We start from the raw sequence: 12,652 nt of genomic DNA on the forward strand, positions 1-12,652 counted from the left end.
CTACCAACCTCGCTCTTGCATACGCTCGTTGTGTCCAAGCTGTGCAATATCAATCCCCTTCATGGGCACTCCGAGCTCTTTTGATATTTCCGCAATAAGCTTATAGTCTTTATAATGAGTAGTCGCCTCTACAATGGCACGTGCAAATTTTTCAGGGTTCTCAGATTTAAAAATACCTGAACCAACGAAAACGCCATCAGCTCCAAGTTCCATCATTAAGGCTACATCAGCAGGCGTTGCCACTCCTCCTGCTGCGAAGTTTACTACTGGTAAACGACCAATACGTTTAATTTCTCTTAATAACTCGAAAGGAGCTCCTAGTAATTTCGCCTCTGTCATTAATTCATCCTCTGTCATTCCTACGACTTTACGAACCTGTGCATTTACTTTACGAATATGGCGAACGGCCTCCACAATATTCCCTGTACCTGGTTCACCTTTAGTTCGTAACATCGAGGCACCTTCCCCGATACGACGGGCTGCTTCCCCTAAATCGCGACAGCCACACACAAACGGTACTGTGTATTCACTTTTTAATAAATGGTACTCTTCATCTGCTGGTGTTAAAACTTCACTTTCATCAATATAATCAACACCCATTGCTTCTAAGACACGTGCTTCAACAATATGACCAATACGTGCTTTGGCCATCACAGGAATAGTTACTGCCCCCATCACTTCCTCAACAATACGAGGATCAGCCATGCGTGCAACGCCACCTGCTTTCCGAATATCTGAAGGTACTCTTTCTAATGCCATAACTGCTACAGCACCTGCAGCTTCTGCAATTTTTGCTTGCTCTGCATTAATGACATCCATAATGACGCCGCCTTTTTGCATTTCTGCCATTCCACGCTTTACTAGCTCTGTACCTGTTTGTTTCATTTTCTAACCTCCACCTTTATGATGAAGTTTAGTATAATAGAAATTGACCATATCAAAATATCCAGTTTTTAAAATATTTATAGGGTCAGGAGGTTCCAGATCATGGATATGCTTTTATTCCAGCTTGAAAGAGATAGTGATAAACCGCTTTATGATCAGCTTTATAACGGTATTAAAGAAGCTATTATTTCTAAAAAAATAACTGTAGGAGAAAAACTGCCTTCAAAAAGAAAATTAGCTGATTTTTTAAACATTTCCCAAACAACAATTGAAATTGCCTATGCTCAGCTTTTAGCTGAAGGCTATATTATGTCCAAATCACGTATTGGCTATTTTGTAGAAGAAATAGATGAACTGCCCTACATTCAACAAGATACTGTGGCGTCCATTAATGAACATCCTAAGAAAAAGTCTTACAAAATCGATTTTAATCCAGGATCTATTGATATCGATGCTTTTCCATTTCAAACATGGAGAAAGTATGCAAAAGAGCTTTTTGACGATACCTCAAAGGAGCTATTATTAACAGGGGAACCACAAGGTGAACTGTCTTTACGCACAGAGATTGCTAATTATTTATATCAATCCCGTGGTGTTGTATGCCACCCTGAACAAATTGTTATTGGTTCAGGGACGGAGCAGCTCCTCCCTATGATTCTCCGTCTTTTTAGTGAGGACACCAGCTTTGCATTAGAAAACCCAGGATACCCTGCCGTCCATCGAATGTTTTCGCAGCATAAACGAAAAGTTTATCCAATTGCAGTTGATGAAGAGGGCATAATTATTCATGATCTTGAAGAAACAAATGCTAATGTTGTGTATATTACACCCTCACATCAATTCCCAACTGGGGCTGTATTATCTGCTACAAGACGAGCACAAGCTTTAAATTGGGCGGCACAAAGCACCTCTCGTTATATTATTGAGGATGATTATGATTCGGAATTTCGTTATGCTGGAAAACCAATTCCTGCCCTACATGCATTAGATCGAAACGATAAAGTTATTTACATGAGTACTTTTACTAAATCTTTAATGCCATCCTTGCGAGTAGCTTATTTTGTACTTCCACCTAAACTACTTGCTACTTATAACGATGTCTTTAATTATTATTCATCAACGGTGCCTCGTTTTGATCAGCATATTGTAGCAAATTTTATGGGTGATGGGCATTTTGCAAAGCATCTCAATCGTATGCGTAAAATTTATCGTAAAAAACATGATAAACTAACTTCTATTTTAGAAAAATATTCATCATCCATTAACATTACTGGTGAACAAGCGGGTATGCATATTTTATTAGAGGTTCAACACACATTTTCAGAAAAACAATTACAACAGCTCGCCTCTCAAGCAGAAATCGGTATTTATCCATTATCAGCCTATAGACTAGATCATTATGAATCTTCACAAGCTCAATTTTTATTAGGTTTTGGAGGGATTCCCGTACAAGCAATCGAATCATCCATTGAGCAGTTGATGGATTGCTGGAGTATACAAAAAAATGACCCATCTACGTAGATGGGTCGTTTTAAATTAAGTCTCAATTAATTGAATTTGATAATGCTCAAACCAAGTATGAATTTGCCCTAGATAAGCTAAAAGCTGAGGACCTGCCATTAATTGCCCATACCACGGAACCTTAAAAGAGCTACCTCCCGATTCAATTAACTCCGCAAGCTTTTGTCGTTCAAATAGTTCATGCAAAATTGAATTTTTATCATGTAGAATTTCCTTCAACCATTTTTGCACTCCTGCTGTATAGATAGGATGATATGTTTTTGGATAAGGATTTTTTTTACGATATAACACTTCATTCGGCAATAGATGTGACATTGATTTTCGAAGTAATCCTTTTTCTATTCCATCTAAATTCTTCATTTCCCACGGAATATTCCAGGCATATTCTACAAGCCGATGATCTGCAAAAGGGACACGTACCTCTAAACTTGCCCCCATACTCATACGATCCTTCCGCTCTAATAATGTTTGCATAAACCATAGCATATTTAAGTAGGACATTTCACGATGCTTTGCCTCTGCTAGACCTTCTCCATCTAGCAAAGGAACTTCAGCTATTGTTTGTGTATATAGTTGTTGTGCATAGGCTTCAATTTTTAATTTTTTGTTCCACTTCTCTTGGAGTAATGCACTTCTTTCAGACAATGAACGGATCCAAGGGAAACCAGTAGTCCTATCTTTAAACCATGGATAACCACCAAAAATTTCATCTGCACACTCTCCTGATAGCGCTACAGTAAATTCCCTTTTTATTTCACGACAAAACCATAATAACGAAGAATCTACATCTGCCATACCTGGGGAATCACGAACAATGACCGATTCCACTAATAAATCAATTAACTGTTGCTGAGTGATTTCCTCTGCGTGGTGAGCTGTCTTGAAAGTTTCTGTCATTTTTTGAATCCAGTACGTATCCGTGGAGGTCTGGAAAGAATGTGGGTTAAAGAAGCGCTCATTATCTTCATAATCAATAGAATACGTATGCAATTGATGGTTTTGCTGTTGGAATCTATTTGCTGCAATGCCTGTAATAATACTGGAATCTAGTCCTCCTGAAAGAAACGTACAAATGGGTACATCCGAAACTAGCTGACGTTCTATAGCATCCGTTAACAAAAAACCAACATGTTCAATTGTTTCTCCTAATGTTTCTTCATGTCTACGGCTTTGTAGTTGCCAATACGGCCACTTTCTTAAACCTTCTTCTCTAGAGAATCGCATAGCATAGCCAGGTCGTAATTCTTCAATATTTTGAAAAAGGGTTTTACCTGGCGCTCTAGAAGGTCCTACAGCCATCATACTTGCCAACCCTTCAACATTTACACATGCTTGAACCGTAGGGTGTGCTAGCAGAGCCTTCACCTCAGATGCAAAAAGTACACCTTCTTGTTGCTCTGTATAATACAAGGGTTTTACGCCTAGTCGGTCTCGACACAAAAATAAAGACTGTGTTTGCTCATCCCAAATACCGAAGGCAAAAATACCATTTAGAAATTCTACACACTGCTCTTTCCATTCAATATAGGCAGTTAATAGTACTTCAGTATCCGATTGTGTTGTAAAGCTGTGCCCTCTTTTTTGAAGTTCCTTACGTAGCTCCTCTGTATTATAAAGTTCGCCATTATATGTAATGACATAGTTCAAACCATCATGGATTTTTTTCATTGGCTGTTTGCCACCGATTAAATCAATAACAGCCAACCGTCGATGGCCAAATGCAATATGCTCACTACACCAAATATTTTCATCATCTGGCCCTCTCTTATTTAATGTTTGCGTCATCGATTTTAATATTGTGTCACTTGTTCTTAAGTCCTTTTGAAAACTAGCCCAGCCTGTAATGCCACACATTTAGCCACATCCTTTCGCCTATTAGCGTATGCTATAGCGTGTAAAAATGTGAAAAAGCACATGAATGCTTAAGTGCATTCATGTGCTCGTATTTAAATATTAAAACAATCCACCAACAAAGTCTGTAATGCCTCCCCATAAATTACCGAAGAAGTTACCTACACCTTGGAAGAACAATGAGATACCGCTAGCACGCTCTACAGCCTCTGTTGTGACAACATCGGATGAAATATCCTTGCCATCAATAAAGCCGTAATCTGTGCCTTCTGTGCGTTCAATAACGACCTTTCCTACAACAGTGTCTTTTTTAACGTCTGCCTCTAAACTCTTTTTATCTAAAACCAATGTAGGTTTATATAAGTCTTTATCAGAAGACTTAATCATAAATGAAATTGGTTCTTTTACTGCAATCGATACTTTGTCTTCTTTACCTTTTGTCACTTTAACTGTTTTGTGATCTTTGAATGTATAGTTCCCTGGTAAAATTTCTTGCTTTGAGAATTGTGAAAAGCCGTAGTTAAATAATTTCGCTGTGGCATCAAAGCGAGCTTCATAGGACCCTTGTCCATTTGCATCAACAGCTTTCATTACAACTGCAATCAAACGAGTACCGTTGCGCTCTGCAGTACCTGTGAAGCAGTGACCTGCAAAGTTTGTTGTACCTGTCTTTAATCCATCTACACCTTGATATTCATACACTAATCCCGGTAACATAAAGTTCCAGTTAGACATTTTAATTGCATCTTCTGTTCCTTCACGGAATGTCTTTTTTGCAATTTTAGATGTTTCTAATACCTTTGGGTGATCTTTTAATAAATGATATGCTAATTTTGCTACAGATTTTGCAGGCATCACATTCTCATCTTCTGGGCCTGTGCCTGATGGATGCATACCAAATAAATCAGCATTATTAAGACCAGTAGAGTTGACAAATTTATAGCCCTCTAAACCAAGTTCTTCTGCTTTTTTATTCATTAACTTTAAAAATTCAGTTTCAGAACCTGCGATCGTTTCAGCAATAGCTACGGTTGCTGCATTTGCTGAATAGATTGCCATTGCCTCATATAACTCACGAATCGTATAAGAGCCATCTCTACGTAAAGGTACATTACTTAATGCACGATTTTGAGACATACGATACGTATAATCTGTTACGTGATATTCTTGATCCCATTTAACTTTCCCTGCATCAATCGCGTCCAATAACAGGTATTCAGTCATCATCTTTGTCATACTTGCAATACCTAGTGAAGTATCTGCATTTTGTTCAAATAAAATTTTCCCTGAATCTGCATCAATTAAAATCGCAGCATCCACTGTTAATCCTAAATCTGTTTCCGCATTTGCCTTTGCAGGAATACCTGCAAAAATACTAAATAATAAAACAGGAATTAGGAGTAAGCGTAATACGGTGTTCATTTTCTTTTTCACCTTTAAAGCCCTCCAAAAAATAATCTTGTCCTCGACATTTTATCATAGATAACAACAAACGTGTTGACTCTCTACCATAAAAAAATGCTCTCGCGCCATCTTTGTAGACGATGCGAAAGCATAAAAGTTGCAAGTAATATATTACATGGAATAGTTTGGTGATTCTTTTGTAATCTGTACATCATGTGGATGTGATTCACGAAGACCAGCACCTGTCATTCTAACAAATTGTGCATTCTCGCGTAGGTGCTCCAGATGTGGAGCTCCACAATAACCCATACCAGCGCGAATACCACCAATCAGTTGGTAGATTGTATCAGCTAAAGGTCCTTTATAAGGAAGACGGCCTTCAATACCTTCAGGTACTAATTTTTTTGCATCCTCTTGGAAGTAACGATCTTTAGAACCTTTTTCCATTGCGCCGATAGAACCCATACCACGATAAACTTTAAAGCGACGGCCTTGGAAAATTTCTGTTTCTCCAGGAGATTCAGATGTACCTGCTAGAAGAGAACCAAGCATTACAACGTTGCCTCCAGCTGCTAAAGCTTTTACGATATCACCAGAGTATTTAATACCACCATCAGCAATTATTGTTTTACCTAGCTCACGAGCTACTGTAGCACAATCATATACTGCTGTAATTTGTGGTACACCTACACCTGCTACAACACGTGTAGTACAAATAGAACCAGGACCGATACCTACTTTAACAACATCTGCTCCTGCTTCAAATAATGCACGTGCGCCTTCTCCAGTAGCAACATTACCAGCGATGATTTCTAGCTCAGGGTAAGTCTCACGGATTGAGCGAATTGTTTGTAATACGCCTTCTGAATGACCATGGGCCGTATCGATTACAACAATGTCAACTTGTGCTTCAACAAGCTTCTCAATACGTACCATCGTATCTTTTGATACACCAACTGCCGCGCCTACTAATAAACGGCCATGTGTATCTTTCGCAGCATTCGGGAATTCAATCACTTTCTCGATATCCTTAATTGTAATAAGTCCAGTTAATCTACCTTCTTCATCTACAATTGGAAGCTTTTCGATTTTATATTGTTGAAGAATTTTTTCAGCATCCTCTAAAGTCGTTCCCACTGGTGCTGTAATCAAATCTTCTTTCGTCATTACATCTTCAATTTTTAAAGAGTAGTCAGAGATAAAACGTAAATCACGGTTTGTAATAATCCCTACTAGCTTTTGATTTTCCATACTATCAACAATAGGAACACCAGAGATTCGGTATTTACCCATTAGATGCTCAGCATCGAAAACTTGATGTGTCGGAGTTAAGAAGAATGGGTTTGTAATAACACCATTTTCAGAACGTTTTACTTTTTCTACTTGTTCAGCTTGCTCATCAATCCCCATGTTTTTATGGATAATACCGATACCGCCTTGACGTGCCATAGCAATCGCCATTTTAGACTCTGTAACTGTATCCATACCTGCGCTGACCATTGGGATGTTTAATTTAATCTTTGGTGTTAATTGAACAGATAAATCAACATCTTTCGGTAGTACTTCGGAATGAGCTGGTACTAATAATACATCATCAAAAGTTAAACCTTCTTTGGCAAATTTAGTCTCCCACATTTTCGTAACTTCCTCCTATAGTTAAAAGAATATTAATTGTAAGATTAACAACGTGGACTGCTACTGTCAAGGAACTTATAAAAGAAAGACAATTCAGATTTTTAACAAATAACAATTAAGATAAACAATACAAATAATTAACTACATTTTCGAGGCATTTATTTGCATTTTTTAAATTCAAAAAACACATTTGAACAATCTCTTTAGTAGAGTTAAAAGTTATCAAAAAAGAAAGTAAAAAAACAGCCAGCATACAGCTGACTGTTTTGTTTGCCTAGCGACGTCCTACTCTCACAGGGGGAAGCCCCCAACTACCATCGGCGCTAAAGAGCTTAACTTCCGTGTTCGGTATGGGAACGGGTGTGACCTCTTTGCCATCATCACTAGACTTTGTATTTAATTGAAAGATTTGCTCTTTCAAAACTGGATAAACGGCGCATTGAATGTTTCAAACTTTTTTGGTTAAGTCCTCGATCGATTAGTATTCGTCAGCTCCATGTGTCACCACACTTCCACCTCGAACCTATCTACCTCATCGTCTTTGAGGGATCTTACTTACTTGCGTAATGGGAAATCTCATCTTGAGGGGGGCTTCATGCTTAGATGCTTTCAGCACTTATCCCGTCCACACATAGCTACCCAGCGATGCCTTTGGCAAGACAACTGGTACACCAGCGGTGTGTCCATCCCGGTCCTCTCGTACTAAGGACAGCTCCTCTCAAATTTCCTACGCCCACGACGGATAGGGACCGAACTGTCTCACGACGTTCTGAACCCAGCTCGCGTACCGCTTTAATGGGCGAACAGCCCAACCCTTGGGACCGACTACAGCCCCAGGATGCGATGAGCCGACATCGAGGTGCCAAACCTCCCCGTCGATGTGGACTCTTGGGGGAGATAAGCCTGTTATCCCCGGGGTAGCTTTTATCCGTTGAGCGATGGCCCTTCCATGCGGAACCACCGGATCACTAAGCCCGTCTTTCGACCCTGCTCGACTTGTAGGTCTCGCAGTCAAGCTCCCTTGTGCCTTTACACTCTACGAATGATTTCCAACCATTCTGAGGGAACCTTTGGGCGCCTCCGTTACCTTTTAGGAGGCGACCGCCCCAGTCAAACTGTCCGCCTGACACTGTCTCCTGCCCCGCTAAGGGGCATGGGTTAGAATTTCAATACAACCAGGGTAGTATCCCACCGACGCCTCCTTCGAAGCTGGCGCTCCGAGATCTCTGGCTCCTACCTATCCTGTACAAGTTGTACCAAAATTCAATATCAGGCTACAGTAAAGCTCCACGGGGTCTTTCCGTCCTGTCGCGGGTAACCTGCATCTTCACAGGTACTATAATTTCACCGAGTCTCTCGTTGAGACAGTGCCCAGATCGTTACGCCTTTCGTGCGGGTCGGAACTTACCCGACAAGGAATTTCGCTACCTTAGGACCGTTATAGTTACGGCCGCCGTTTACTGGGGCTTCAATTCGCAGCTTCGCTTGCGCTAACCACTCCTCTTAACCTTCCAGCACCGGGCAGGCGTCAGCCCCTATACGTCACCTTACGGTTTTGCAGAGACCTGTGTTTTTGCTAAACAGTCGCCTGGGCCTATTCACTGCGGCTCTCATGCGCTTGCACGCTCAAGAGCACCCCTTCTCCCGAAGTTACGGGGTCATTTTGCCGAGTTCCTTAACGAGAGTTCTCTCGCACACCTTAGGATTCTCTCCTCGACTACCTGTGTCGGTTTGCGGTACGGGCACCTCTCACCTCGATAGAGGCTTTTCTTGGCAGTGTGAAATCAGGAACTTCGTCCATACGGACTCGCCATCACAGCTCAACGTTACAGTGTGCGGATTTGCCTACACACACGCCTTACTGCTTGGACGCGCACAACCAACGGCGCGCTTACCCTATCCTACTGCGTCCCCCCATTTCTCAAACGGTGAGGAGGTGGTACAGGAATATCAACCTGTTGTCCATCGCCTACGCCTATCGGCCTCGGCTTAGGTCCCGACTAACCCTGAGCGGACGAGCCTTCCTCAGGAAACCTTAGTCATACGGTGGACGGGATTCTCACCCGTCTTTCGCTACTCATACCGGCATTCTCACTTCTAAGCGCTCCACCAGTCCTTCCGATCTGACTTCAACGCACTTAGAACGCTCTCCTACCACTGACATCGTAGATGTCAATCCACAGCTTCGGTGAATCGTTTAGCCCCGATACATTTTCGGCGCAGCGTCACTCGACCAGTGAGCTATTACGCACTCTTTAAATGATGGCTGCTTCTAAGCCAACATCCTGGTTGTCTGTGCAACGCCACATCCTTTTCCACTTAACGATTACTTTGGGACCTTAGCTGGTGGTCTGGGCTGTTTCCCTTTTGACTACGGATCTTATCACTCGCAGTCTGACTCCCGTGTATAAATATCTGGCATTCGGAGTTTGTCTAAATTCGGTAAACCGGGATGGCCCCCTAGTCCAAACAGTGCTCTACCTCCAGTATTCTCATCACGAGGCTAGCCCTAAAGCTATTTCGGAGAGAACCAGCTATCTCCAAGTTCGATTGGAATTTCTCCGCTACCCACACCTCATCCCCGCACTTTTCAACGTGCGTGGGTTCGGGCCTCCAGTAAGTGTTACCTCACCTTCACCCTGGACATGGGTAGATCACCTGGTTTCGGGTCTACGACCACGTACTATTTCGCCCTATTCAGACTCGCTTTCGCTGCGGCTCCGCCTTCTAAAGCTTAACCTCGCACGTAATCGTAACTCGCCGGTTCATTCTACAAAAGGCACGCTATCACCCATTAACGGGCTCTAACTACTTGTAGGCACACGGTTTCAGGATCTCTTTCACTCCCCTTCCGGGGTGCTTTTCACCTTTCCCTCACGGTACTGGTTCACTATCGGTCACTAGGTAGTATTTAGCCTTGGGAGATGGTCCTCCCGGATTCCGACGGAATTTCACGTGTTCCGCCGTACTCAGGATCCACTCAGGAGAGAACGAACTTTCGACTACAGGGCTTTTACCTGCTCTGGCGGACCTTTCCAAGTCGCTTCATCTAACTCGCTCTTTTGTAACTCCGTATAGAGTGTCCTACAACCCCAAGAGGCAAGCCTCTTGGTTTGGGCTCTTCCCGTTTCGCTCGCCGCTACTCAGGGAATCGATTTTTCTTTCTCTTCCTCCAGGTACTTAGATGTTTCAGTTCCCTGGGTCTGCCTTCAAGACGCTATGTATTCACGTCAAGATACTACGCGATTAAACGTAGTGGGTTCCCCCATTCGGAAATCTCCGGATCAAAGCTCACTTACAGCTCCCCGAAGCATATCGGTGTTAGTGCCGTCCTTCTTCGGCTCCTAGTGCCAAGGCATTCGCCGTGCGCCCTTAATAACTTAACCAAGTTATTAAGCCTATAAAAAAACTTAAAAAATAAATGTGTTTGTTACAATTTCAATGTCGTTTTATCCAGTTTTCAAAGAACAAGTTTTGAAGTGTTTCATTCAGAAGAATGAACCTTCAAAACTGAACGCAAAACGTAATCTTACAAACCCAAGGTTTGTATTCCGAAATAATCCTTAGAAAGGAGGTGATCCAGCCGCACCTTCCGATACGGCTACCTTGTTACGACTTCACCCCAATCATCTATCCCACCTTCGGCGGCTGGCTCCAAAAGGTTACCTCACCGACTTCGGGTGTTACAAACTCTCGTGGTGTGACGGGCGGTGTGTACAAGGCCCGGGAACGTATTCACCGCGGCATGCTGATCCGCGATTACTAGCGATTCCGGCTTCATGTAGGCGAGTTGCAGCCTACAATCCGAACTGAGAACGACTTTATCGGATTAGCTCCCTCTCGCGAGTTGGCAACCGTTTGTATCGTCCATTGTAGCACGTGTGTAGCCCAGGTCATAAGGGGCATGATGATTTGACGTCATCCCCACCTTCCTCCGGTTTGTCACCGGCAGTCACCTTAGAGTGCCCAACTAAATGATGGCAACTAAGATCAAGGGTTGCGCTCGTTGCGGGACTTAACCCAACATCTCACGACACGAGCTGACGACAACCATGCACCACCTGTCACCGTTGCCCCCGAAGGGGAAACTATATCTCTACAGTGGTCAACGGGATGTCAAGACCTGGTAAGGTTCTTCGCGTTGCTTCGAATTAAACCACATGCTCCACCGCTTGTGCGGGCCCCCGTCAATTCCTTTGAGTTTCAGTCTTGCGACCGTACTCCCCAGGCGGAGTGCTTAATGCGTTAGCTGCAGCACTAAGGGGCGGAAACCCCCTAACACTTAGCACTCATCGTTTACGGCGTGGACTACCAGGGTATCTAATCCTGTTTGCTCCCCACGCTTTCGCGCCTCAGCGTCAGTTACAGACCAGAAAGTCGCCTTCGCCACTGGTGTTCCTCCAAATCTCTACGCATTTCACCGCTACACTTGGAATTCCACTTTCCTCTTCTGCACTCAAGTCCCCCAGTTTCCAATGACCCTCCACGGTTGAGCCGTGGGCTTTCACATCAGACTTAAAGGACCGCCTGCGCGCGCTTTACGCCCAATAATTCCGGACAACGCTTGCCACCTACGTATTACCGCGGCTGCTGGCACGTAGTTAGCCGTGGCTTTCTAATAAGGTACCGTCAAGGTACAGCCAGTTACTACTGTACTTGTTCTTCCCTTACAACAGAGTTTTACGATCCGAAAACCTTCTTCACTCACGCGGCGTTGCTCCATCAGGCTTTCGCCCATTGTGGAAGATTCCCTACTGCTGCCTCCCGTAGGAGTCTGGGCCGTGTCTCAGTCCCAGTGTGGCCGATCACCCTCTCAGGTCGGCTACGCATCGTCGCCTTGGTGAGCCGTTACCTCACCAACTAGCTAATGCGCCGCGGGCCCATCCTATAGCGACAGCCGAAACCGTCTTTCAGTCTTTTACCATGAAGCAAAAGAGATTATTCGGTATTAGCCCCGGTTTCCCGGAGTTATCCCAAACTATAGGGTAGGTTGCCCACGTGTTACTCACCCGTCCGCCGCTAACGTCAAAGGAGCAAGCTCCTTTTCTGTTCGCTCGACTTGCATGTATTAGGCACGCCGCCAGCGTTCGTCCTGAGCCAGGATCAAACTCTCCATAAAAGAAATTTGATTAGCTCAAATTTTGCTGGCATCATGTTTGATGTCCAAAATTGTGTTTCGTTCACTAGCAAAACTAGCTACTTAAAACTTTATTGATTACGTTTTGCTTGTTCAGTTTTCAAGGTTCATTTTGTTTACTCTTCTGTAAGAGTTAACTTTTATATAATAACATGTTTTATATTTAATGTCAAACAGTTATTTTATTTTATATTTTAGTAGCTGCATATCTCAACAGCA

The 12,652-nt window shown here is 43.0% G+C and carries 5 protein-coding genes and 3 rRNA genes; 1 reads left to right on the forward strand and 7 read right to left on the reverse strand.

The features are described 5' to 3' along the window. Complete coding sequence (gene pdxS, locus ACMGGO_RS22650; RefSeq protein ID WP_420282279.1) at positions 1–885, reverse strand: pyridoxal 5'-phosphate synthase lyase subunit PdxS; 885 nt, start codon at positions 883–885, stop codon at positions 1–3. Between the two features lie 102 nt (positions 886–987). Between pdxS and ACMGGO_RS22655 the strand changes: the two genes are divergently transcribed. Next, positions 988–2,406 carry a PLP-dependent aminotransferase family protein gene (locus tag ACMGGO_RS22655; RefSeq protein ID WP_083225388.1) on the forward strand — a complete coding sequence of 473 codons (1,419 nt, stop codon included), beginning with the start codon at positions 988–990 and terminating at the stop codon, positions 2,404–2,406. 15 nt (positions 2,407–2,421) lie between these two features. Here ACMGGO_RS22655 and asnB read toward each other — a convergent pair whose 3' ends face one another. From asnB to ACMGGO_RS22685, 6 genes are all read right to left on the reverse strand, one after another. Next, a complete protein-coding gene (gene asnB / locus ACMGGO_RS22660) occupies positions 2,422–4,260 on the reverse strand; it encodes an asparagine synthase (glutamine-hydrolyzing) (RefSeq protein WP_066037873.1) in 1,839 nt (612 codons plus the stop codon). A 99-nt stretch (positions 4,261–4,359) separates the two neighbouring features. Next, complete coding sequence (locus tag ACMGGO_RS22665; protein ID WP_281217521.1) at positions 4,360–5,691, reverse strand: D-alanyl-D-alanine carboxypeptidase family protein; 1,332 nt, start codon at positions 5,689–5,691, stop codon at positions 4,360–4,362. 141 nt (positions 5,692–5,832) lie between these two features. Then, complete coding sequence (guaB, locus tag ACMGGO_RS22670; protein ID WP_004233999.1) at positions 5,833–7,296, reverse strand: IMP dehydrogenase; 1,464 nt, start codon at positions 7,294–7,296, stop codon at positions 5,833–5,835. A gap of 272 nt (positions 7,297–7,568) precedes the next feature. Next, a 5S ribosomal RNA gene (rrf, locus tag ACMGGO_RS22675) occupies positions 7,569–7,684 on the reverse strand. A gap of 70 nt (positions 7,685–7,754) precedes the next feature. After that, a 23S ribosomal RNA gene (locus ACMGGO_RS22680) occupies positions 7,755–10,682 on the reverse strand. Between the two features lie 181 nt (positions 10,683–10,863). Continuing rightward, a 16S ribosomal RNA gene (locus tag ACMGGO_RS22685) occupies positions 10,864–12,415 on the reverse strand. The 16S, 23S and 5S rRNA genes sit together here, the layout of an rRNA operon. Between the last annotated feature and the right edge of the window lie 237 nt (positions 12,416–12,652).

The sequence above is a fragment of the Lysinibacillus sp. BNK-21 genome, from assembly GCF_048684915.1.
Classification (GTDB): domain Bacteria; phylum Bacillota; class Bacilli; order Bacillales_A; family Planococcaceae; genus Lysinibacillus; species Lysinibacillus capsici.